The organism is Streptomyces sp. NPDC088147 (genome assembly GCF_044741565.1).
Taxonomy (GTDB): domain Bacteria; phylum Actinomycetota; class Actinomycetes; order Streptomycetales; family Streptomycetaceae; genus Streptomyces.
This window is the reverse complement of sequence record NZ_JBIUSY010000002.1, coordinates 695,025-718,462: the sequence shown is the minus strand read 5'-3', so window position 1 is coordinate 718,462 and position 23,438 is coordinate 695,025. Positions and strand designations below refer to the sequence as shown.

Sequence of the window (23,438 nt, the reverse complement as noted above, 5' to 3'; positions counted from 1 at the left end):
AAGGCCGTCGGGAAGGCCGCCCCGGCCTATTCGGTCGTGAGTCCGACCAGCACACCGGTCGCCGAGCGCCGATGGTCGTCGCGACGGGTCGCCGGCGGCCGGGCGAGCGTGCGGTCCTGCCAGGTCGAGGTGTCCCGTGCGGGCGCGGGCAGCATCAGCGGCGGCAAGGAGACCTCGTCGCCGACAGAGACTCGTCGCCGACGGAGAAACGCTCTCCGCGGCGCTCCCACCGCAGCACTCCCTCTGCCGACTGTCGTACATGATCTTCCACAGTGCCATGCGCTCAGCCTTCCCGGAACCGGGATCCGTTGGCGAGACGTTATCGGGGTCCCGGACGTTCCCGTTCTGTCGGCTGTACGGTCGGGCGACCCCGACCACCGTCCCGCGCTGCTTACGGTAGGGCGGTCCGACCGCCGTCCCACGCCCCCGAGGAGACCCACCCATGACCACCGCCTCCTCCCGCCGCGGCGACCGGCGGATCTCTCCCGTCTTCCTGGGGATCGCCGCTGTCACGGCGGTCGCGGGCTGGGCCGTGTGGACGGATTTCGCGGCGAACATCCGGATCGCCGTCTTCCTGTTCGTCACCGGCGCCTGGATCGTCTCGCTCTGTCTGCACGAGTACGCGCACGCCCGTACAGCGCTGCACAGCGGGGACATCTCGGTCGGGGCGAAGGGCTATCTGACGCTCAACCCGCTCAAGTACACGCACGCGCTGCTGTCCGTCGTGCTGCCGGTGGTCTTCGTGATCCTGGGCGGTATCGGTCTGCCGGGCGGCGCGGTCTTCATCGAGCGTCAGCGCATCCAGGGGCGCTGGCGGCACAGCCTGATCTCCGCGGCCGGGCCGCTGACGAACGTCCTGTTCGCCATCGTCTGCACCGCGCCCTTCTGGCTGGACGCCCTGTCCGGTGTCCCGACGGGCTTCCGCTACGCCCTCGGCTTCCTCGCCCTGCTCCAGGTCACCGCGGCGATCCTCAACTTCCTGCCGGTCCCGGGCCTGGACGGGTACGGGGTGGTCGAGCCCTGGCTGTCCTATAAGTTCCGCCGCCAGGTGGAGCCGATCGCCCCGTACGGACTGCTCGCCGTCTTCGTCCTGCTCTTCTTCATCCCGCAGGTGAACGCGGCCTTCTTCGACCTGATCCACGCGATCCTGCGCGGGCTGGGGGTCTCGGAGCTGGACAGTTACTGCGGCCGTGATCTCTTCAGCTTCTGGAACACGAGGAACGAATACATCTGCGGCCCGACCGGCCAGTAGCGACCACCACGGCCGACCGGACAGGGTCCGCGGCGTGTCCCCCGGCGTCGGCAACGGGTCCGCGGCGTATCTCCCCGGCGTTGGCAACGGGTCCGCGGCGTATCTCCCGGCGTCGGCGCCTCATGACCGACCACCGCCGGCGGCCAGCACGGCCGCGAGGCCCTCTCGCAGATCCCTGACGAAATACCCGGGAACCTCCAGCGACGGGAAATGGCCCCCGGTTTCGGGCGACCGCCATCGGACGATCCGTCGGTACCGCTCCTGGGCCCAGGAGCGCGGGCACTTCTCGATGTCGCGGGGATACACACTGATCGCTGACGGGACGTCGACCCGTAGTCCGGGGTCGAGCGAGTTGTGGCTTTCGTAGTAGATGCGGGCCGCCGATGCGCCGGTCCGCGTCAGCCAGTACAGGGTGACGTCGTCGAGAAGGCTGTCTCTGGAGATCGTCTCGAACGGGCTGTCCTCGGTATCCGTCCACTCGGCGAACTTGTCGAGGATCCAGGCGAGAAGCCCGACTGGTGAGTCGACGAGCGAGTACCCGATGGTCTGCGGCCGGGTCGCCTGCTGCTTCGCGTACGCCGCGCGGAGACGCCAGAAGTCGCGGGTTTCCTCGGTCCATTCGCGCTCGGCCGCCGTCAGCCCGTCCGTTGTCAATCCGGGCGGTGCCTGCGCGGTCGTCGTGTGGATGCCGAGCACGTGCTCCGGGAACCTGCCGCCGAGGATGGTGGTGATCACACCTCCCCAGTCGCCGCCGTGGGCCACGAACTCGCCATAGCCGAGCCTTGCCATCAGCTCCACCCACGCGGCCGCGATCTTTTCGATTCCCCACCCTGTGGTGGCCGGCTTGTCGCTGTAACCAAAACCCGGCAGCGACGGGAGGACGACATGGAACGCCGGTGCGTCCGCGTTTTCCGGATCCGCCAGTTCGTCTATCACATGGGTGAACTCGGCGATGCTGCCCGGCCAGCCGTGCGTCACGATCAGCGGGGTGGCGTCCGCGCGGGTGGACCGGCGGTGCAGGAAATGGATTCCCAGACCGTCAATGGTCGTACGGAACTGGCCGATCTGGTTGAGGCGCGTTTCGAACGTCCGCCAGTTGTACCCGGTGCGCCAGTAGTTCACGACGTCCACGAGGTCGGCGAGAGGAACGCCCTGACCCCATCGGCGTGGGCCGGGCGCGGCGCGATGAACCGTCTCAGCTTCCGGCAGCCGTGCCGCGGCCAGTCGCGCGCGCAGGTCGTCGAGGTCGGTGTCGGACGCGTGGGCTTCGAATGCGTGCACGTCGCTGGTTCGACGCTTCACGAGACACCTCCGCCGGGGTGAGCCGACGTGATGACAACGCCACGATCGATGGCGGTCGCGGCGTCGGTGACGCACCAGTGCGTGGACATGAGACCTCCTGGCCATCGGGGGAACCGGCCTGGACTCGCCGGAACCGGCTAAGACGGTTCTAGCAGGCCGCGATGGCGGCGTGCAACCAGCTAAGGTGGTTCCATGAGCGCTCGGTTCCCCGACTTCCGCCTCGGCAAGGTGCTGGCGACCAGCTTCACGGGGACCCTGTCGGAGCGATGCGGCGACGCCGTGGAGCGCATCCCCACGCCGAACCGGCTCGTCGACTGGCTGGCGGTGAGCGGCCTCGCCGTGGAGTCCTGCACCCCCGCCCAGCTCGAACGCGCCCGGGAGCTGAGGGAATCAATTCACGCCGCCGCGACAGCCGCCGCACGCCGAGACCCTCTCCCCGCGTCCGCTGTCCAGGTCATCAACGACCGCAGCGCTCAAGGCCGGGCCGCGGCTGTCCTGACGCCCGAGGGCACTCGGCGATGGCGACTCGGCTCGGCTTCCTCCGTGGAGGATGCCCTGGGCGTGATCGCCGCCGACGCGATCAGCATCATCGCGGGCGAACGCGACGGAAAACTGGCCCTGTGCGCGTCGCCGACCTGCCAAGCGGCCTTCTTCGACACCAGCCAGAGCCGCACCCGCAAATGGTGCGACATGAACACGTGCGGGAATCGCCAGAAGAAGGCGCGCTTCCATGCCCACAAGCACGAAAACCCCGGATCAGCACCGTAGCCGCTGCTCTCGGTGCACCTGTCGCTTTCGGGGCAACGCCAACGGCACCACAAGAGCCGTCCATGGCTTTCGATCAACGTGCTCGGTCAGTACGACTGGACGAGCGCGTCGATCCAGTGGTCGCCCGGGGGCGGGACGAAGTAGTAGCCACCACCGGTGGTCAGCAGATACTTGGCCATGGCCTCACCCTCCAGCCGCTTCTGCACGGCCTCGAACCCCCTGGCCAGATCGCGCTGGAAACACGAGAAGACCAGCCCGGTATCGCCGTCACCCCGGTCGTAGCTGTAGCTGCGCCGTACGAGCGGCGGCGGCTCACGGCGGTCGGGCGCGGCCAGCCGTACGTGTGAGTCGAGCGGGGTGAGCCGGCCCTTGGGATCGGCCGCGAAGTTCGGCTCCTCGTCCGTGGGCGCCCCGTCGAGCCATCGCCCGTCGCGGCGGCGCCCGATGATCCGCTCCTGCTCGGGTACGGAGTCCTTGTCCCACAGATCGGTCGCGAACCGGATGATCCGTACGACCTGATAACTCCCGCCCACGGCCCAGTCCGGCTCGCCCTGACCTGCCTGTACGAGGGCGCGATCGGCGGTCTCCCGGTCGCCCGACGGATTCCCGAACCCCTCGGTGAAGTGGAAGGGATTACGGGCCAGCCCCCGGCCGCCCTCTTCCCGGTTCTCGGCCCGGAACCCCTCGATCCGCCACCGCTCCCGCCACCCCGGAACGGCGGGCAGCAGCCGCTCGACCGCCGCCCGCACATCGGCGACCCGGTCCCCCGCGACTTGCACGAGCACATCACCGTGCGACCGCGCCGGATCCAGCAGGTCGCCGGGGAAGGGCGGCATGCCGACGAGCTGACGAGGCCGCGTCCCACCGGCCTCGAACGCACCGGCCCCCAGCCCCACCCCCACGGCGAGACCGGCCCCTTCCAGAGCGCGCACACCGCTCACCAACTCCCGCAGGACGGCCGGTGACTCACCCCCACGCACTCCACGATCGAGCGCGACCATCGCCACCCGCCCCTCCGGCCGCACCCCCCTCAACTGCACGGGCATCCGCTCCCCCGGGCCCCCGCCCCGGCTCACGCCACCGCCATCACCACTCTCGGCCCCGGCCCGCACGCCATAGACGGCGGCACCCCCGACCGCGAGCCCGGCCGCCGAGGAAGCGAGCAGCAAAGATCTCCGTCTGACCACGCGTGTTTCCCCCTGAACTGGATTTCCCACACCGAACAACGGACCGGCCACGCGGCACCGAACCCCACACCGCCCCCGCCGAGATGGCCCTCAAGACCGGCCGCCCCGCACTCTACGATCCACCGCGCCCCAGGGCCGGCCGCATCCCGCTCCTGTGAGCAGGGCGTCGACCTCGTCGTGATCAAGGAACTCCTCGGCCACGCCCACATCGGCGTCACCGCCACCGTCTACGCCCACGTCCGACTCAGACTCCAGCGAGACGCCATCGACGCCCTCGGCACCGCGCTCGTCGCCCGGGAGACCACCGAGACGGCACGCTCCGACGGCGACGAACCGCCACCCTGCGCCTCACTCGTCCGCTGACGTTGCCGTCAACTACTGCCGTCACCTCATGCAGAAGCCCCGCCAGGACGCACCCGGCGGGGCTTCGCCATCACGAACGGCTTCAGCAAATGAAGCCTTCAGAAGTGGGTGGAGGCATAGCCTGCCAGTGATCAGTCCAGGCTCTCGGCAAGCGCAATCCAGCCTGCCACTTCCCTCTCCCAATGGGAAGGATCAACAGCCTCAAGGAAGCCTGCCGCCGACCATCGATCCCACAGCCCTTCGGACGCAAGTAGATCTTGCGAAATCCGTACGCCCAAACGCCTCTCGATATACAGCAGCGCACCAAGGCACCACGGCTGGTTTCCCCGATTTTTCAGCTCGCTCAGACTGTGCTCCAGATAACGCTTCAAGGCATACGCATCAGAGGGTTGACAGAACCGAGCCAGCGCGAATGCAACGCCTTTTTCCGTGTGCCTGGCGCCCCCCTCATCGATAAGCCTGTGCAGCTCATCTCGAAATTCAGATCTCTGCGCAAACCCGATTAGCCAACACGCCGTAAGAGCCTCCCGCCAGTCGCCGCCCAGGAGCTGCTCTAGCTCGCTCGCCGACGCCCGCCGACCGTCGTCCATCAAGGCTGCGCCAAACTCAAGGGCCTGCTCACGGCCAACCCTCATGAAGCTCCCGGAGAGGAGTTTCTTATACCTGTTCCCAGGCAAGCAATAGCGCGCAAACAGATCACCCGCACTGGTTCCAGACACTCAAACCCCTCTCCCGGACCCGGCTACTTCGATTCTGTCACCTAAACGGCCCCCATTCACAGCTCACCTGGCAGCCTGTGACGCGACCCTCAATGAGGACTTCCAGCTCTTCGAGTCCTCGCTGTCCGGCAACTCTCATGCGGCTTGGATCGATTGCACTACGCGGAATCCTGAGAACCAGAGCCCCCGAACTACCGAACTCCTCTGAAAATTCTCGCGCTGTCTCCAGGTCAGGTGACCAAGATGTGAAAACACTCTCCGTGTTGTCACCCGAGTGCGCAACAGGATCGCTGTGGCCGCCGCGAGGTTCCGCAATACCTGCCCTCGCTTCCGCGAGCTTGTAGTGATTGTTGGTAATCCCTCGGTAGAGGTATTCACCACTGGAGTCGCCGAGTTCAGCGGCCCGAGCAAACACATCGTCGACCGACGAGTTGCAGTTGTGAACGAGTACCGGTGTGACCCCCGCCAGCGCATAGTACGTGTGGAGGTCGTCGACCGTGAGGTTGTAGACCGTCATCGACTTCGTGCGGTGGCTGATCGCCGTGATCTGGGCCCAGGTGCCGGAGCTGGTGCGGAGCCACTGGCCCGGCTGGAGGTCGCCAGCGTCGGTCCATTCCTTCACGTCGGGGAGCCAGAAAGGGTGGCCGTCGGTGGCGGTGATCTTGGCGGGTTTGCCGTCCTCGGTGGTGGCGACGACGGTGATGTCCGTCAGGGACTTGTCGCCGGACCCCTGGATCAGGGTGGTGACCTCGCGCGGACCGCTCTCGCCGGTTTCGGGGTCCGTCGCGAGGACCTTGTCGCCGACCCGTACGTCCTTGATGGGTTTACGGGTGCCGTCCGCCATCAGGACCGGGGTGTCGCCGGTGAAGCTGTTCTTGCAGCCGACGCGGCCCGCGAGCTTGCCGCCGCTGCCCGCCCCGCCGAGCATTCCGGTCAGGCAGCCCAGTGCCGCCGACGAGCCGACCTGGCCCCAGTTGACCTTGCGGCCCGAGAGGCGCTGGGTGAGCCAGTCCAGGCCACCGTCGAACAGGGCACCGCCCGCGCAGCCGATCAGAAGAGGATTGTTGCCCGAGGGATCGGTGTACGTCGTGGGCGAACTCAGCGCGTACTGGTAGAGGTTGGCCCCGCCCGCGAACCCGATCGGGTCCTGGGAGATGAAGCGGCCGGTCTCCGGGTCGTAGTAGCGGTTGCGGTAGTAGAGCAGGCCCGTGCCGTCGCTCTCCCGGCCGGTGAAGGTGTACGGGTTCGAGGACGCGGCGCCGGACGCCGTGGGCTGACCGTACGGGTCGTACGTGTAGCGGGTGGCGATCGTGCCGTCCTGGTCGGCGAGGCCGACGACCGTGCCGAGGGCGTCGGTCAGGTAGACCTGGGTCCGGCCGCTCTCCGTGCGGGTGAGGAATTCGTCCAGTCCTGAGGTGGCCACCGTGGCCGTGGTCTCGCCCGAACCGGACTGTTCCGCCAGGGGGTTGGAGCCGTCCGTGAGGAATTTGCTGGTCGTGCCGCCCAGCGTCCTCGCGCCGCGCGTGCCCAGCGGGTCGTAGGCGAAGGTGCTGCTCCGGCCGCCCGTCTCGGTCAGGCCGGTGAGTTCGCCCCGGGCGTTCCAGTCGTACGTCCGCTTGCCGTCGGACGTCAGCTGCCCCTCGGCGTCGTACGTGAACGAGCGGCCGTTGAACGTCGTGAGCCGGTTGTCCTTGCCGAAGACCGCGCCCGTCTCGGCCGCCGGGAGGGCGATGCTCGCGAGGGTGCCGGCCAGGCCGGTCTGGAGGCCTCGTTCGTCGCGGGTGTAGGTGAGGTCTCCGACGGTGGCGCCAGCGCGGGTGTAGGAGATGCCCGTGATGGTGCCGGTCTTGTCGTAGCCGGTGGTGCGGGTGAAACCGCCGGGCAGCGCGGCCGTCTTCTCGCGGCCGACCGCGTCCAGTCCGAAGGTGACGGCCTGGCCGCCGGTGGTCACCGAGGTGAGGATGCCGGAGGTGTCGTAACCGTAGGCCGTGGTCGTCCCGGCCGCCGTCATCTCCTTGCGGCGGTCCGCGCCGTCGTAGTCGTAGCCGACGGTGCCGGTCGGGCCGGTGACGGTCTTGGTCCGGTCGTAGGCGTCGTACGTGAAGGACTGCGTGCCGGACACCGTGTCGGTGACGGTCTTGGGCAGGTCGACACCGTCGTAGGCGTACGTGGTGGCCGACTGCGCCTGGCCCGCCGCGTCCACGCCGTACCTGGCGTTCTTGGCCCGGCCCAGCAGGTCGTACTCCGCGGTGGCGATCTGGCCCGCGCGGCTGGTGACCTTGGTCAGCTGCCCCGCCGGGTCGTAGCCGAAGAGCGCCCGCGCCCCGAGCGGGTCGGTGGCCGACGTGGGACGGTCGGCGTTGTCGTACACCCAGGTGGTGGCGTTGTTCCTGGCGTCGGTCAGGGTGGTGAGGTTGCCGTTGTCGTCGTAGTCGAGGGCGGTGGTGTGGCCGAGCGGATCGGTGACCTTCCGCGCCTGGTTGAGCGCGTCGTAGGTGAGGGTCGTCCGCGCGCCGGACGCGTCCGTCGTGACCACCGGCCGGCCCGCGGCGTCCAGGAACTGGCGGCCCGTGCCGCCCTCGGCGTCCTTGACCTCCGTCAATTCGCCGTACTGGTAGGTGTATTCGGTGACGGCGCCGGAGGCATCGGTGACCGTCTTCAGCTGTCCGTCGGGGGTGTGGGTGACGGCGGTGGGCCGGCCCTCGGGGTCGGTCACCGTCCGGAGATCACCGGCGGAGTCGTAGTCGAGGGTGGTCGTCCTGCCCAGCGGGTCGGTGAGGGTGGTGGGCTGGTCGTAGGGGCCGTCGTACACCGCCGTGCCGGAGGTACGGGCCTGGGGTGTGCCCGCCAGTTCCTTCGCCGAGGTCACATGGCCGTTGGCGTCGTAGGCGAGTTCGGTGCGGCGGCCGTACGGGTCGGTGACCGCGTCGATCCGGTGGTAGGAGCCGCGTTCGTACACCGTCTTGCGGGCCAGCGTGCTGCCGTGCGCCCGGGTGTCCGACACGCCGTAGCCGTCCGCGTCGAACTCGACCCGCCGCACAGCGCCGCCGGGCTGCGTCACGGTCGCCGAAGTGATCTTGCCCGCGCCGGTCTGGGTGTACTCGAAGGCGTATTTCGCGCCCTCGGTGAGCGTCTGTTCCTTGACCCGGCCGGCCGCGTCGAAGGTGTTGGACATGTACGTGATGCCACGGGCGTCGACGGCGGTCCTGATCCGGTTCGTGGTGCCGTCGTACGTATAACGGCTGACCTTGCCCGCGGGGTCGGTCACCGTGTCCAGGCGTCCCGCGGTGTCGTAGGTGTACGCCGTGGTGCGGCCCGCGTTGTCCTTCGTCCCCGTGACACGGTGCTGGGCGTCGTACGCCAGCGAGATCCACCGGCCGCCGGGCGCGCTGATCCGGGTGATGTCGCCGCGCTTGCCGTCGAGCCGTGTGATCTTCACGGCGTTGCCGTGCCGGTCCCGGATCTCCTTCAGCGGCGCGTACTGCGGGAACACCCATACCGAGCCGTCGCGGAAGGTCAGGTCCCAGCCGCCGTCGTACCCCTTCCACACCAGCTTCGATCCGCGGAACCCCGAGGGGCTGTCGAGCGGTTCGAAGACGGCGTTGGTCCAGTCGGTGCCCGCCGACGTGCGCGTGAAGTGGGTCTTGCTGCCGCCCGGCAGATACAGATCCACTTCCTGCCACTGCTTCTTGGAGTGCAGGAAGGCGTTGTACGACAGGTCACGGCCGATGCCGAAGGCCCGCTTCTCCGGATCGCCCTGCCAGTAGGTACGGGTGATCTCGGCGGAGCCGAGGGCGCCGCCGACCGCCAGATCCGTACGGGAGTCGGTGAGCATTCCGGTGGTCAGCTCGACCGGGTCACCGGACAGCCAGTCGATGACGTCCTGGAGCCAGCCCATGTCCCAGGGCAGGATGTCGCCGGTGTTGAACATCGCGCCGTGGAAGGCCCAGACGCGGGTCTTCGCGTCCGGCACCACCTGCTTCCCGTCCGCCGACACCTGGCCGCGGCCGTAGACGTACCAGCCCTTCTTCTTCGGGTCGTAGTCCATGAACTCGACGCGGGTGCCAGGGGCTTCACGCGTGTAGTTCGGGTAGACGATCTGCGCGCCCTCGGGGAAGACATACGTACCGCCGGGCTGCACGGTGAAGAAGACCGGCACGACGCCGTTCTCGGGCAGCGGGAACGGTGGACGGTCGATCGGGATCGCCGTGATCCCCAGTTCGGTGACCGGGCGGCCCTTCTCGTCCCGTACCACCGAGCCCTTGGGGATGCGTACCTCAAGGCCCGGGATCTTCGGGGTCCTCAGTACGACGTCGGTCTTCGCGGGGGCCGCGAAGCGCACGGTGTTCTTCGTGTCCAGCGGCGTCATCCACACCGGGAAGCCGAGGTCGACCGAGGTGTCCGCCTCGGGACGGATCCGGATGTCGAACCTGCCGTACTGCCGCTGCTTCGTGTTGGCGCTCGCGCCGTCCACCACCAGGGTGGTCGCTTCCGGGCTGATCCCGGCCAGCAGGAACCTGCCCTCCGCGTCGGTCCGCCCTGTCTTCGCGCCCACGGAGACGGTGACCCCGGCCAGCGGCTTGCCGTCGAGCCTGAGCACATGCCCGGTCAGCGCCGTGGTCTTGGGCGGGGCGCGCAGTGTGGGCGGGGCCTTGGGGGCGTCGCCGCGGCGGGTGAGCCAGTCGTGGCCGGAGAGATTCCCCTTGTCCGGCTGCCAGGCGTCCGCGCCGGCCGGGGTGACACCGGCGGCCGGCGGCTTCGGAGTCGTCGGCTCATCAGCCCCGGCCGCCTTGTCGGCCCCGGCCACCTTGTCAGCCGCCGTGGCCGCCGTGGCCGCTCGGAGGGTGGCCGCGGCGGTCAGTCCGAGGTTCCATGTACCGGTCTTGAGCGAGTTGGGGTCGACCGACACCGTGTACGTGCCGTTGGCCGGGAGCGCCGGCAGGGCGTAGCTCACCGTCGTCGCGCTCATGTTCCGGCCGTCGACCAGCCACTTCCCGTCCGGACCATGGACCGACAGCGACCAGGCACCCGGCGGTGTGTCCAGACCGAGCGTGAGCTTCTGCCCCGCGGTACCGGTGAAGGTGTAGTGGGCGTTCTGGCCCGCCGTGGCGATCGCGACGGACTTCTTCGTGCCGGTGGTGGCCAGGGCGCCGCCGGTCACGTTGGGGACCAGTGTGGCCGTGGTCTTTCCGGTGGCCGAGCCGTTGGGACGTACGAACACCCGGTGGCCGCCGACCGCCAGGGGGGCCCGCAGATCGGCGTCCAGGGTCGCCTTGCTCAGCGAACCGACGTTGTCCTCCACACCACCAGGGGTCCGGTGGATGAGCGCGGACGTCTCGGTGAGCGTCGTGCCGCTGAAGACGACCGCGGCGCCGTAGCCCGTCACCGCGTTGACGCCGAATTCGAGTTGCGCGCCCGGCCGGGTGATCTCACCCGTGAGCGTCGGTGCGGTGGTCGAGAGTGTGCCGGCCTTGACCGGCTTGGACAGCCACAGGGTCATGGCTCCGGTCGTGGCCTTGGCCGGCTCGAACACCAGCTGGTACGCGGCTCCCGAGGTGAGGCCGGTCAGATAGAAGGTGTCGGACGCCTTGCTCGCGACGCGTCCGACGAGCGTGCCCGCACCGCCGTCGGGTCCGATGAGTCTGATCTCGGTGGATTCCGCGATGGTGTTCGCGGTGACGGCGAGCCCCAGGGCAGCGGTGTCCGGGGCCGTGAACGTGGCCCGTACCCGCTGGCCCGCGCGGGCGACCGTCGTCGGCTGCTGGGCTCCGTCGGCGGTGAGCGTGGCGCGCGCGACGGCGGAGAGGGTCAGTGAAGTCGCCCCCACGGCGCCCTTGTTCGGGTCGAGGACCACCTGGTACGTACCCGCTTCGGTCAACACGGGCAGCGGGATCGTCGTGGCCGCGCCCGCGGTGACGTTCACCCCGTCGATGACCTTCGCGCCGGACGGCGCGGTCACCGTCACATCGAGGTACTGCGGGAAGGTGTTGGCGGTGAAGCCGAGCGAGAGATCCGCGCCCGCTTGCGCCTGGAAGGACGATTCGGCGTTCTGCCCCGGCCGGGTGATGTTCACCGCCGACGCACTGGCGGTGGTGGTGAGCGCCGCGAGGGCGAGCGGGCGCGACAGGGTCAGTGTCATCTTGCCGGTGCCGAGCGGGCTGCCCGGTTTCACGACGACGGTGTACGTGCCCGATGTGGTGAGCGTGGCGCTGTCCCACTGGCCCGCGTCGGCGTCCGGGACGAGGAAGTAGTCGAGCAGGGCGCCGTCCGGCTGGTGGATCTCGACCCGGGTGGAGTTGCCGAAACCGGTCGCCGACCCACCGAGCGACACTCGCTGGCCGGCTTGCGCGGAGAACTGGGCGCGGCCCTGCTGCCCCTGCCGGATCAGCGATACGTCAAGGGCGGGGCCGGTCGCGGTGAGCGTGCCCGCGTCGGCGTAGTGCGAGCCGGTGACCTTGACGGTGCCCAGCGCGGCGGCGTCCGGGTCGAGCTGAAGCGTGTACGTGCCGGACTGGGTCAGGGCGTCCACGTCGAGGCCGCCGATCCGCGTCCCCGTGACGTACACCTTGTCGATCTCGGCCCCGTCGGGGCCGTACAGTCGTGCGTAGGTCGACTTGGCCAGGCCGGTCGCGTCGATACCAAGGCTGAGCGAGTCGCCCAACAGGGCCGGGAACGTGAGCAGATGGTCCTGTCCGGGCCGGGTGAACTGCGCGTCGGCCGCCGGTCCCGCGAGGTCGAGCACCGAGATCCGGGGGTTGGACACGGTCACCTTGACCGAGCCGATATTGCCCGTGCCGGGGTCGACGATCACCGAGTACTGGCCGCTCACCGGTACGTCCGTCATCTCCCAGTCGCCGGCCGTGCCGGTGTACGCGGCGGACTCCAGGCGCTTTCCCTGCGGGTCGAGCAGCCGGACGGTGACGGTCTGGTTGAAGGTCGACTCGGTGAAACCGATGCTGATGTCGTCGCCCGCATCGGCGTCGAAAACCACCTGCGCCTGGTTGCCCGGGGTGGTCACGGAGACCGTCGGCGGGGTCTCGTCCGTCACGGACGTCTCCACCGAGGTCTCGATCTCACCTCCGCCGTCACCGGCGACCAGCCGGAAAGCGGCGGCGGAGGTGGTCCGGCCGTCCGGGGTGGCCACCTCGACCGGTCCGGTGGCGGCGCCGGCCGGCACCAGCACCTTCAGGGCCGTGTCGGTCCGCTCGACGATCTCGGCCACGACTCCGCCGCCGAATCTCACCACGTTGTCGGCGGTGGCGGCGGCGAACCCGGACCCCGAGAGCACCACTGAGGTGCCCGCGTAGCCGGACGTCGGGTCCACCTTCGTGACCGAAGGCGCGGGCGCGGCGAGCGTGAACGATTCCGGCGACTGGGCCGTGGCGCCGCCCGTCGTCACCGACACCTTCCCGGTGACGGCCGCCGCGGGGACCTTGACCTTCAGCCGCGTCGCGGACGCGGACACGACCTCGGCCGCCCGCCCGCCGAACGAGACCGCGTTCGAGCCCGGCGTCGTGGAGAAGCCCGTTCCCGAAAGGGTGACGGTCGCCCCGACGGCGGCCCGGGTCGGCACCAGCGACAGAACCGACAGATCGGCGGACGCGAACCGGTCGATGCCCAGTCGGTTGCCGGCCTCGTCGTAGCGGTAGCGGGCCGTCTCGCCCGCCGGGTCCGTGATGCCGACGAGGCGGCCGGCCGCGTCGTACGCGTAGACGGCGTCGCTGACCGCCGGAGCGGCCTCGGCGGCGGCTGCCGCGCGGGTCTGCTCCGGGCCCGCCGGCCCGGCCGCGGACTCGGCCGCCCGCTTCGCCCCGGAAAGCGGTGCCGGAGGTGGTGCTGAAGGTGGTGCCGAAGACGGTGCTGATGACGGCGCTGATGACGGCGCGCCGGACGTGGGCGCGGGCGGCGGTGCCGCCTCGGCCGACACCAGGCCGGCCGACAGCGCCAGCACCAGCGCCCCGACGGTCAGCGACCGCCAGCGCGTGGACAGATGGACCCCGAAACGCTCGCCGTGCAGACGCACGTGCCCTCCCCAGAGCAACAAAAAGAGGCCATGGACGGCCCAAGATGCCCACACTCCCCATGCGGACGGTCACAACGTACACACATACGATCACCGTCGCACCACAAAATCAGCAAGTTCATGCCAACTCTGTGAAGACGACATCCAGCGGTCAGAAGGCGACATCCGGCAGGTCAGAGGTCCGGCGGGAAGGCGGCCGGGCGGCGGCGGGACGTTCCCGGGGCATGGGGGACACTGGAACGCGAACGACGACAGCACAAGACGCCCCCGACAGGAGCCGACCCGCATGCCCCGCCTCGCTCTGTACGCCCTCGCCATCTGCGCCCTCACCGTCGCCGCGGCCGTGGTCTCCTTCATCCAGGGGAACTGGCTCGGCATCGTGTGGGTGCTGCTGGCCGGGCTGTCGTCCAACATGGCCTGGTACTACGTGCGCAAGGCGAAGGCAGAACGCGCGGCCCGTACGGCGACGGCCACGGGCTGACGGCCCGGCCCGCGCCCGCACGGGCCGCGTGTCTCGTCTTACTTCTCTGTAGCGTCTCCTACACGTACATCTGCACGCGCTATACGTCCGTCACGCGCAGGCCCGCGTGTGCCTTGTAACGGCGGTTCGCCGAGACCAGGTTGGCCACCAGCGACTCCACCTGGTGGGCATTGCGCAGCCGGCCCGCGAACACCCCACGCATGCCCGGGATACGGGCCGCCAGCGCCTGGACGAGATCGGTGTCCGCGCGTACCTCGCCCAGCACCATCACATCCGTCTCGATCCGCTCGACCGCCGGGTCCTGGAGCAGCACCGCGGAGAGATGGTGGAAGGCGGCGGTCACCCGGGAGTCCGGCAGCAGGGCGGCGGCCTGCTCGGCGGCGCTGCCCTCCTCCGGCTTCAGCGCGTACGCGCCCCGCTTGTCGAAGCCGAGCGGGTTGACGCAGTCGACGACGAGCTTGCCCGTCAGCTCCTCCTTGAGGGACTCCAGGGTCTTGGCGTGTCCCTCCCACGGCACGGCGATGATGACCACGTCGCTGCGGCGCGCGCACTCCGCGTTGGCCAGGCCCTCGACGCCGTTGCCCAGTTCGGCCGCCGCCGTCTCGGCCCGCTCGGCGACCCGGGATCCGATGATCACTTTCTGTCCGGCCCTCGCCAGCCGGTACGCGAGCCCGCGCCCCTGATCGCCGGTGCCGCCGAGTACCCCGACGACAAGACCGGAGACGTCCGGGAGGTCCCAGGGGTCCTTGGCGGGGGGCTTGGGGGTGCTGCCACTGTCCGTTGAAGTCATGGTCACGACCCTACTCGCCGGTACTGGCGCACGTTCGGGTGAGCCGATTCCCGACCTCCCGCGCCGCGCGGCCGGCTGCGGCAGGATGCGGGCCCATGGATGCCGTACGCGTCGCACTGCTGCGTGAAGTACTCGCAGGAACGGAATGGCCGTCCGCGACCCGCCGGTTCGCGGGGGCGCTGCGTGCCTCTGTCGTGTCGCAGGGCGGCGGTCTGCTGCTCGTCGGGACGGAGGAGTACGAGCCGTGGCATCTCACCGCGCATCTCGTGGACGAGGCGGCATGGTCGGGACAGCCCGAGCTGACGCCGACGCTCGTACGGCACCGGGTGCGGTCCGGGGACCCGGCGCATCTGGCCGTCGGCCTGGGCCGCCTCGAAGCGGCCGGCCGGGGCGAGACGCTGCTCGTCGTGGCACCGGAGCGGCCGGGTGCCGGACTGCTGGAGCGGGTGCACGGCGCCCGTCGGGCCGGGGCGACGGTGCTGTCGCTGGACGGCGGGGACGCGGAGGTGCGCGGACTGGCGCATGACGCCCTGTCGGTGAACGCGGCGGAGGCGGCGCACGGCGTGGACCTGGACACCGTGCAGCATCTGGTGAGCGCGGCGGCCGGGGAGAACAGCCTGCCGGGGCCGCGCGGGCGGCGGCGGTTCCGGGACCGGCTGTCCCGGCTGGCCGACCAGCTGACGGCGCCACCGCCCGCCCGCTGGTAAGCCCGCCCGCTGGTAAGCCGGCGCGCCGGTAAGCCCGCGCGTTGGCAGGCCCGCTCGCCGGTGGGCCCGCTCCCCGGCCCCCGCGCTCGCCGGTGGGCCTACCCACCAGTGGCCCTGCTCCCCGGCCCCGCCCGCCTGCGGGCCCGTGCGCCCGCAGGCCCGTGCGCCCGCAGGCCCGTGCGCCCCTGCCCGTGCGCCCCGGCCCGTGCGCCCCGGCAATTCATTTGCCCAATTCACACATCCGCGCCAATCATGGCCTCTCGTGACCAAGAAGCTCGGCGCGATACTCCCCGATCTCTCCCCTCTGCGTTCCTCACGGGAATTCCGGCTGCTCTGGGTGCAGGGGCTGGTGACGAACTTCGGCAGCTTCATGGCGATGATCGCGCTGCCGCTCCAGATCAAGGACCTCACCGAATCACCGCTGGCCGTCGGCGCGATGGGCGCGGTGGAGCTGGTGCCCCTGGTGATCTTCGGGCTGTACGGCGGGGCCCTCGCCGACGCCGTCGACCGGCGCAAGGTCATCCTGCTCACCGAGGCGGGGCTCGGCGTGCTCGCCGCCGTCCTGCTGGTGAACTCGCTGCTTCCCCAGCCGCTGCTGTGGCCGCTGTACGTGGTGGCGGCCGGGGTGTCCGCGCTGGCGGGTCTGCAACGGCCCGCGCTGGACTCGCTGATGGCGCGGATCGTCCCGCACGCCCAGCTGACCGCTGCCGCCGCCCTCAACGCCGTGCGCTGGCAGCTCGGCGCGATCGCGGGGCCCTCGCTGGCCGGTCTGGTCGTCGCGTACGCCGGTCACGGCACGGCCTACGGGGTCACGATCCTGGGCTTCGCCGTCTCCGTACTGCTCTGTCTGCGGCTCTCGCCCGCGCCCGCCGCGCACGACGCGCAGGCGCCGTCCCTGCGGGGCATCGTGGAGGGGGCCCGCTACGCGTGGAGCAGACCGGTGTTGCTGGGGACGTACGCGATCGACATGGCCGCGATGTTCTTCGCCTTCCCGAACACGATCTTCCCGTTCCTCGCCGACGATCTGGACGCGGAGTGGGCGCTCGGTCTGATGTACGCGGCGGGGTCGGTCGGCTCGGTGGCGCTCAGTCTGACCAGCGGCTGGACCTCACGGGTGCGCAGACACGGCCTCTTCGTGGTGTTCGGCGCGGCGGGCTGGGGGCTGGCGATCACCGCCGCGGGATGGTTCTCGAACATCTGGGTGGTGCTGGTCTGTCTGGGGCTCGCGGGCGCGGGCGACATGCTCAGCGGTCTGGGCCGCTCGACCATCTGGAACCAGACGATCCCGGAGGAGCTGCGCGGCCGGCTCGCGGGCATCGAGGTGCTCTCGTACAGCGTCGGACCGCAGCTCGGACAGATCCGGGCGGGCGTGATGGCGGGCTGGACGGGCACCCGCCCCGCCATCTGGAGCGGCGGACTCGCCTGCGTGGCCTCGGTGGGGCTGCTCGCGGCGGTGCTGCCGAGGCTGGTGACGTACGACGCGGAGACGGACGAGGACGCGCTGCGCCGCCGCGCCCAGAAGGAAGCGGCGACGGCGCCGACGGCCTGAGCCCGTACCTCGAACCTCGAACCTCGTACCCCGTCCCTCGAACCCCGTCCCTCGTATCCCGTACCTATGCCGTATCCCGCATCCCGTACCCCTTGTCGCGTCAGGCGGGCGGGTTCGTGTCCTCCCCGGCCCCGGCGTCGCCCTTGGACGCGTCGTGCCAGCGCGGATCCGTCTCCCACTCCAGATTGCGCTCCCGGGCCGTCTGCATCGCGTGCTCCGCCTCCTGGCGGCTCGCGTACGGCCCGAAGCGGTCCTTGGCGGGGCATTCGGGCCCTTCCTCGACCTTCTGGTGCTTCAGGCAGTAGTACCACTCGCCGAGCTTGCCGACCGTGCGCTTCTTGAACAGGGCCATCTTCGGCTCCTTCCTCTGACGCCATGCTGCCCCACCGGCGCTCGTTAGACTCGCCGGCATGTCTGGCCAGTCACTGCTCGTACCAGGCGAGCTCTCTCCCGTCCGTTCCGTTCCCGGAAACATCCGGCGCCCCGAGTACGTCGGGAAACCCGCCCCCACCCCGTACACCGGGCCGGAAGTGCAGACCGCCGAAACCATCGAACTGATGCGGATCGCGGGCCGCGTCGCCGCGCAGGCGATGGAGGAGGCCGCGAAGCACATCGCACCCGGCGTCACCACGGACGAGCTGGACCGGGTCGCGCACGAGTTCATGTGCGACCACGGCGCCTATCCGTCCACGCTCGGCTACCGAGGCTTCCCCAAGTCGCTCTGTACGTCCGTCAACGAGGTCATCTGCCACGGAATCCCGGATTCCACGGTGCTCCGCGACGGCGACATCGTGAACCTGGACGTGACCGCGTACCTCAACGGGGTGCACGGCGACAACAACGCCACCTACTTCTGCGGGGACGTCGACGAGGAGTCGACGCTCCTGGTCGAGCGGACCCGCGAGGCGCTGAACCGTGCCATCAAGGCCGTACGCCCCGGCCGGCAGATCAATGTGATCGGGCGGGTCATCGAGTCGTACGCCAAGCGGTTCGGCTACGGCGTGGTCAGGGACTTCACGGGGCACGGCATCAATTCGTCCTTCCACTCCGGGCTGATCGTCCCGCACTACGACAGCCCGCACGCCACCACCGTCATCCAGCGGGGCATGACCTTCACCATCGAGCCGATGCTCACGCTCGGTACGTACGAGCACGACATGTGGGACGACGGCTGGACCGTCGTGACCAAGGACCGCAAGCGGACCGCGCAGTTCGAGCACACGCTGGTGGTGACGGAGACGGGGGCCGAGATTCTCACCCTTCCCTGAGACCCCGGGGCGTCCGAGGTCCCCGGGGCATCGGGGATTCATGAAGGCTTTGAGGTTGCCGGCCCGGGTGAGCGGGGTAGCGTTTTTACCGACAGGACGTCGGGAACCAGTTGACTTAGGTAAGCCTAAGTAAGAGTATCTGGTCATGGCGGCCACCCGTGCCGCCGGCGCCGGCACCCGCCTGCTCCCGTCCCCCTCGGTCCCCGGAGGCCCGCCTTGGACGCAACCGCCACCGCCACCCCGTTCTCCACGCTCATCCGTGTCGCCTCGCACGCGCAGCACACGGAGGCGGAGACCTCGTCGTTCATGAGCGATCTGCTGGGTGGCCGGCTCGGGGTGGACGCGTACGCGCGCTACACCGAGCAGCTGTGGTTCGTGTACCGCGCGCTGGAGGGCGCCTCGGAGACGCTGCGGGAGGACCCGGTCGCCGGGCCCTTCATCCAGCGCGAGCTGGAGCGCACGCCCGAGCTGGAGCGCGATCTGGCGCATCTGCGCGGGGCGGACTGGCGTACGGGCCTGGAGCCGCTGCCCGCGACCGCCGCGTACGCCGCGCGGGTCGAGGAGTGCGCGCGCACCTGGCCCGGCGGCTTCGTGGCGCACCACTACACCCGCTATCTCGGGGACCTCTCCGGCGGCCAGATCATCCGCGACAAGGCGGAGAAGACCTGGGGCTTCGCCCGCAAGGGAGACGGCGTCCGCTTCTACGTCTTCGAGGGGATCGCCAACCCGGCCGCGTTCAAGCGGAGTTACCGCGAGCTGCTCGACCAGGTGGCGGCGGACGATCTGGAGAAGCAGCGGATCATCGACGAGTGCAAGCGCGCGTTCGACTTCAACGGCGCGGTGTTCCGGGAGCTGGGCGCGCAGTTCCCGCTGAGCGCGTGAGCAGCTGAGCGAGCGCGAGGCGGGGCGGGGCGGGGCGGGGGCAGGGCGGGGCAGCGGGCCGATACGGCGTCAGTGGGCGGTGAGCAGACGCACCCGGCCGCCGATCTCGATCGATCCGTCGGGGCCGGGGGCCGTGATCAACTGCGACCCCCGGCCCTGAGTGATGTTCAGCGCGCGCCCCAGCTCCGCCGTGAGCAGCAGCGCCGCCGCGCCGGTCGCCTCGTCCTCGGCTATGCCGTCGTCGCGGCGCGGGAAGGCGCGGGCCCTGACCCGGCCCGCGGCCTCGTCCTCCCAGGCCCAGGCGTAGAGCCAGCCGTCGCCAGGCGGCGGGGCGGGCAGCGCGTCGACCTCGGCGGCCGAGGCGTACTGCCGGAGCGTACGCGGCGGGGCCCATTCGGGGCGGGCCGTGATCCAGGTGAACTCGCCGTCCTGGCGCACCCATACCTCGCCCGCGGGCGGGTTCACGGTCTCCAGGTCGAGCAGCCAGGCCGCGCCGACGAGCGGATGCCCGGCGAAGGGCAGCCGCAGTCCCGGCGTATAGATGTCGACCACACCGCGCTCGGGGTCGTCGACGAACACGGTCTCGCTGTAGCCGAGCCGGGCCGCGATGGCCTGCCGGGCCGCCCGGTCGGGGTGGTGACGCCCCTCCCGGACGACACCGAGCGTATTGCCGTGCCGGCCGTCGGCTCCGCAGAAGACGCTGAGTACGTCGATGAGCACGTCGATGTCAGTCACGCAGGCATTTAAGCACCGCCGTTGAGCGGCGCGGATTCCACCGTCACGGCGGGACGGCGGGGCACTACGAGGTGCCCCGCCGTCCCGCCGTGCCGTGGGGCGTGGTTACGCGGTCTCCTCCTGGCCGGTACGGCGCCGCTTGGCCGCGAGGACGACGGCCGCGCCGGCGGCGGCGATCGCACCGGCCGCGCCCATCAGTGCGCCGGCCGGGACCTCGGCGCCGGTGGAGGCGAGGGCCCCGCCCCCCGCGCCGCCGACGGTGCCGCCCACGCTGCCGCCGCCCGCCGTGCCGGAACCGCCCGTGGCGCCCGCGGTGCCCGTGCCGCCCGTGGTACCCGTGGTACCCGTGGTGCCCGGGAGGTCGGCGTCCTCGTCGAGCGCGACCGCGAGGGTCAGCCTGTCCAGCTCCGTGCCCGCCTGGTACATCCCGCCGAAGGCCCGCGTACCGTCGGCGGTGAGGGTCGCGGGTACGGCGTTCAGCGTGACGACGCCGTCCTTGGCGACCGGACCGGCGGCCGGGACGTCCAGCGTGGCGAAGGTCAGGTCCCGGTACGTGGAGACCTTGCCCGTCTCGCGGTCCTTGGTGCTCACATCGGCGACGAGCGTGCCCTTGCCGTCCTTCACCACGACCTGGAGACCGCTCAGCCGGAGGTCGAGAACGTACGCGCCCGCCTCCTTGTGGCCGAGGAAGCGGACCGTGCCGCCGAAGGACGCCGAGAGGGTCCGGGCGGACGCGTCGAAGTCGCCGGTGCCCTTGGGGAAGCGGTAGGCCGCCGCGCCCGACTTCGTCGCACCGTCGCCGAGTTCGACCGTGCCCTGGGCGATGGGGCCGACGACGTACGAGCGGAAGGACTCCTTGACGCCCCAGTCGAGAGTGCCGTCCACGATCGCGCCGTTCTCGGCCGCCGGAGGCGCCTCGGAGACGGTGGTGGACGGAGTGGTGGACGGGGTGGACGGGGTGGTGGTGGTCGTCGGCTTCGAGGGAGTCGGCTTCGACGGGGTCGGCTCCGGCTCGGACTCGGTGGGCGACGGCGACGGCGAGGGCGGCGGAGAGGACGTGCCGCCGCCCGTCTCGTAACCGACGGCGAGCGTGGCCTTGTCCAGCGCCGTGCCCTCCGCGTACATCCCGTTGAACGCCTTCGCGCCGTCGGCGGTCAGCGTGGCCGGGATGTCCTTGAAGACCATCCTGGTACCGGTGGTCTCCGGACGGATGCCGGTCAGATCGATCGAGGCCAGCTCGATGTCCTGCTGGGTCGCGCCGTTGAGGGTGACGTCCGCCTCGATGGCGCCATCCGTCCCGGCCGTGACCAGCTTGACGTCCGCGACCTTGATCTCGAAGCCGTGCGCCGTGGAGGAGAACAGCACGCTGCCGTCGAAGTCCGTGGCCACGTTGTGCGTGGCGGGGTCGTACGAGCCGGTGCCGTTGGTGAAGGTGAAGGGGCCGTTGCCGGTGGCCTGGGTGGCGCCGTCGGCGGGGGTGATCGTGCCCGCGGCGATGCCGGTCACGTACCTGCGGAACGACTCCTTGAGGCCCCAGTCCAGGGTGCCGTCCTTCAGAACCAGCTTCGGGGCGGCGCCGGGCGCGGCGAGCGGTCCCGCGGGCGCGCCCGCCGGGGCGCCGGACGCGAGCGCCGGGAGAGTGAAGGCGGTGGCGCCGAGGGCTGCCGCCGTCGCGATGGCGGCGGCGAGTGCGAGGGGGCCTATGGGGCGGCGGGTTGGTGCCATGGGTGGGTGTTCTCCTTGCCGGTGAGATGTGGAAGCGCGGATTCCGCGCGAAGGGATGGGGGGTGCGTGCGGCGTATCGACGCCGGGTCATGGCGTGCGGGGGCCGAGTTATGGCATGCGTGCGCCGAGTTACGGCGTGTCGGGGCCGAGCCGCGGCAGGTGCGGGCCGAGTTGAGGCAGGTGCGGGATGGGCTAGGGCAGGGTGCGGGATGGGCTAGGCAGGGTGCGGGCCGGGCTAGGGCAACTGCGGGCCGGGTTATGGCGTGTTGGTGCCACGGCGTTTGCGGACGGCGACGACCGTGAAGCCCGCCAGTCCCGCGACGACGAGCGCACCCGCGCCGATGGCCACGTACGTCCCCGAACCGGTGGACGACGAGGACGCGGAGGACGACGCGTCGTCCGGGGCCGTCCCCGTGGAGGCGGAGGCGGAGGCCGTGTCCTTCGGCGCGGCTGAGGGCGAGGCGTCGCTGCCCAGGTCGGGCAGCGCGGGCAACCGGGCCTTCTTGTCGACGGCGACGGCGAGCGAGACGGGGTCCATCGCCGTCCCGGCCGTGTAGAGGGAGCCGAAGGTCTCGGCGCCCGGTGACGTGAGCGTCGCGGGGACCTCGGTGAGCGAGGCGAGACCGTCCTTGGGCGTGAAGTCCTTGGCCGCGAAGGTGACGAGCGGCACGGCCTCACGGGGCGGGCTGCCCTCGGCCGCGTCGGTGACATCCGCCGAGAGCGTGCCCTTGCCGTCCTTCACCCGTACGACGATCTTGCTGAGCGTCAGATCCAGCTCGGTCCCGGTGAAGCGGACGCTGCCCGCGAAGGCGGCGTCGAGCGTGCCCTTTCCGGCGTCGTACGTCCCCTTGCCCCGTGGGAAGCGGAACAGCGCGCCGCCGTCCTGGGCGCCGCCGTTCAGCGTCCATTTCCCCTGGGCGATGGGGCCGGTGACGTACTCGCGGTAGGTGCGGCGCACGCCCCAGTCGACGGCCGCGTCCACGATCGTGTCCGTGGACTTCTGGCCGTCACCGGGCCCGGTCGCGGACGGCGTCGGGGACTTCTTCGCCGCGCCGGCCGCCTTCACATCCACGGACAGGCTGACCGGATCGAGCGCCGTACCGGCGGTGTAGTACCCGGCGAAGGCGGTGGCGCCCTGTGCCGTGAGCGTCGCCGGGACGCGGGTGAGGACGACGGGGCTGCCGCCGCCCTTCATCCCGATCCCGGAGAGATCGAGTGTGGCGAGCGGGACCTGCGAGGCGGAGGTGACCTTGCCGCTCCCCTTCGACTTGCTGGTCATGTCCGCGTGGAGCGTGCCGTTGCCGCCGGAGATCCGCACGGTGGGACGGCTGATCGTGAGATCGAGTTCATGGGTGCCGTCGGCCTTCAGATGACCGACGAACCGGACGCCGCCGGAGAAACCAGCTCTCAAGGCGCCGGTGTCCGGGTCGTACGAGCCGGTGGCCGAGTGGAACCGGAACTGGCTGCCGACGGTGGCCACGCCCCCGTTGAGAGCCCAACTCCCTTGCGCGATGGGTCCGGTGACATAGCCGAGGAAGGACGACTTGATTCCCCAGTCGAGCCGGCCGCCCTGCACCGTACGGTCGGCCGCCTGCGCGCCGGCGGCCGGCAGCAGGGCCACCGGCAGTGCCATGAGCAGCGCGACGACGAACGCGCGCACGGGTCTGAAGGACAGCATGCGAAGTCA

18 protein-coding genes are annotated in these 23,438 nt (G+C 70.5%); 8 read left to right on the top strand and 10 right to left on the bottom strand.

Annotated features, from left to right (window positions below):
- Positions 1-26: 26 nt before the first annotated feature.
- Positions 27-167 carry a hypothetical protein gene (locus tag ACIOGX_RS08470; RefSeq protein WP_401911363.1) on the bottom strand — a complete coding sequence of 47 codons (141 nt, stop codon included), beginning with the start codon at positions 165-167 and terminating at the stop codon, positions 27-29.
- A gap of 275 nt (positions 168-442) precedes the next feature.
- Between ACIOGX_RS08470 and ACIOGX_RS08465 the strand changes: the two genes are divergently transcribed.
- On the top strand, positions 443-1,252 hold the full coding sequence (locus ACIOGX_RS08465; RefSeq protein ID WP_356506971.1) for a site-2 protease family protein: 810 nt from the start codon (positions 443-445) through the stop codon (positions 1,250-1,252).
- Between the two features lie 120 nt (positions 1,253-1,372).
- Here the strand turns inward: ACIOGX_RS08465 and ACIOGX_RS08460 are convergent, their stop codons facing one another.
- The gene (locus tag ACIOGX_RS08460) at positions 1,373-2,554 is read right to left on the bottom strand and encodes an epoxide hydrolase (RefSeq protein WP_401911361.1); all 1,182 of its coding nucleotides are present in this window, start codon (positions 2,552-2,554) and stop codon (positions 1,373-1,375) included.
- Positions 2,555-2,746: 192 nt separating this feature from the next.
- On the opposite strand from ACIOGX_RS08460, the gene ACIOGX_RS08455 reads away from it, so the two are divergent.
- Positions 2,747-3,322: a CGNR zinc finger domain-containing protein gene (locus ACIOGX_RS08455; RefSeq protein ID WP_401911359.1), complete on the top strand. Its 576-nt coding sequence runs from the start codon at positions 2,747-2,749 to the stop codon at positions 3,320-3,322.
- Between the two features lie 86 nt (positions 3,323-3,408).
- On the opposite strand, the gene ACIOGX_RS08450 is transcribed toward ACIOGX_RS08455, so the two are convergent.
- Positions 3,409-4,368 carry a Dyp-type peroxidase gene (locus ACIOGX_RS08450; protein WP_401911357.1) on the bottom strand — a complete coding sequence of 320 codons (960 nt, stop codon included), beginning with the start codon at positions 4,366-4,368 and terminating at the stop codon, positions 3,409-3,411.
- A gap of 318 nt (positions 4,369-4,686) precedes the next feature.
- Here ACIOGX_RS08450 and ACIOGX_RS08445 point away from each other — a divergent pair, with 318 nt between their 5' ends.
- Positions 4,687-4,872, top strand: a complete 186-nt coding sequence (locus ACIOGX_RS08445; RefSeq protein WP_401911355.1) for a hypothetical protein — start codon at positions 4,687-4,689, stop codon at positions 4,870-4,872.
- Between the two features lie 131 nt (positions 4,873-5,003).
- On the opposite strand, the gene ACIOGX_RS08440 is transcribed toward ACIOGX_RS08445, so the two are convergent.
- On the bottom strand, positions 5,004-5,591 hold the full coding sequence (locus ACIOGX_RS08440; RefSeq protein WP_401911353.1) for a DUF6000 family protein: 588 nt from the start codon (positions 5,589-5,591) through the stop codon (positions 5,004-5,006).
- 37 nt (positions 5,592-5,628) lie between these two features.
- On the bottom strand, positions 5,629-13,614 hold the full coding sequence (locus tag ACIOGX_RS08435) for an RHS repeat-associated core domain-containing protein (protein WP_401911350.1): 7,986 nt from the start codon (positions 13,612-13,614) through the stop codon (positions 5,629-5,631).
- A gap of 286 nt (positions 13,615-13,900) precedes the next feature.
- On the opposite strand from ACIOGX_RS08435, the gene ACIOGX_RS08430 reads away from it, so the two are divergent.
- A complete protein-coding gene (locus ACIOGX_RS08430; protein ID WP_356506963.1) occupies positions 13,901-14,095 on the top strand; it encodes a hypothetical protein in 195 nt (64 codons plus the stop codon).
- Between the two features lie 79 nt (positions 14,096-14,174).
- Here the strand turns inward: ACIOGX_RS08430 and npdG are convergent, their stop codons facing one another.
- Positions 14,175-14,885 (bottom strand): NADPH-dependent F420 reductase, encoded by a 711-nt coding sequence (npdG, locus tag ACIOGX_RS08425; protein WP_401762854.1) that lies wholly within the window; start codon positions 14,883-14,885, stop codon positions 14,175-14,177.
- 95 nt (positions 14,886-14,980) lie between these two features.
- Between npdG and ACIOGX_RS08420 the strand changes: the two genes are divergently transcribed.
- Both ACIOGX_RS08420 and ACIOGX_RS08415 read left to right on the top strand, forming a co-directional pair.
- Positions 14,981-15,592, top strand: a complete 612-nt coding sequence (locus tag ACIOGX_RS08420; RefSeq protein ID WP_356506959.1) for a hypothetical protein — start codon at positions 14,981-14,983, stop codon at positions 15,590-15,592.
- A gap of 262 nt (positions 15,593-15,854) precedes the next feature.
- Positions 15,855-17,141 (top strand): MFS transporter, encoded by a 1,287-nt coding sequence (locus tag ACIOGX_RS08415; protein WP_383967893.1) that lies wholly within the window; start codon positions 15,855-15,857, stop codon positions 17,139-17,141.
- A gap of 100 nt (positions 17,142-17,241) precedes the next feature.
- Here the strand turns inward: ACIOGX_RS08415 and ACIOGX_RS08410 are convergent, their stop codons facing one another.
- Complete coding sequence (locus ACIOGX_RS08410) at positions 17,242-17,493, bottom strand: hypothetical protein (protein ID WP_401911345.1); 252 nt, start codon at positions 17,491-17,493, stop codon at positions 17,242-17,244.
- A 58-nt stretch (positions 17,494-17,551) separates the two neighbouring features.
- On the opposite strand from ACIOGX_RS08410, the gene map reads away from it, so the two are divergent.
- Positions 17,552-18,409, top strand: a complete 858-nt coding sequence (map, locus tag ACIOGX_RS08405; protein ID WP_356506953.1) for a type I methionyl aminopeptidase — start codon at positions 17,552-17,554, stop codon at positions 18,407-18,409.
- Between the two features lie 216 nt (positions 18,410-18,625).
- The gene (locus ACIOGX_RS08400) at positions 18,626-19,291 is read left to right on the top strand and encodes a biliverdin-producing heme oxygenase (protein WP_356506951.1); all 666 of its coding nucleotides are present in this window, start codon (positions 18,626-18,628) and stop codon (positions 19,289-19,291) included.
- 69 nt (positions 19,292-19,360) lie between these two features.
- Here the strand turns inward: ACIOGX_RS08400 and ACIOGX_RS08395 are convergent, their stop codons facing one another.
- The 3 genes from ACIOGX_RS08395 to ACIOGX_RS08385 all read right to left on the bottom strand — a co-directional run bounded on the left by ACIOGX_RS08395 (position 19,361) and on the right by ACIOGX_RS08385 (position 23,429).
- A complete protein-coding gene (locus tag ACIOGX_RS08395; RefSeq protein WP_383967885.1) occupies positions 19,361-20,026 on the bottom strand; it encodes a PhzF family phenazine biosynthesis protein in 666 nt (221 codons plus the stop codon).
- Positions 20,027-20,131: 105 nt separating this feature from the next.
- Entirely contained in the window at positions 20,132-21,751 is a 1,620-nt protein-coding gene (locus ACIOGX_RS08390) for an HtaA domain-containing protein (RefSeq protein ID WP_401911340.1), read from the bottom strand.
- A 256-nt stretch (positions 21,752-22,007) separates the two neighbouring features.
- The gene (locus tag ACIOGX_RS08385; protein ID WP_401911337.1) at positions 22,008-23,429 is read right to left on the bottom strand and encodes an HtaA domain-containing protein; all 1,422 of its coding nucleotides are present in this window, start codon (positions 23,427-23,429) and stop codon (positions 22,008-22,010) included.
- Positions 23,430-23,438: the final 9 nt, after the last annotated feature.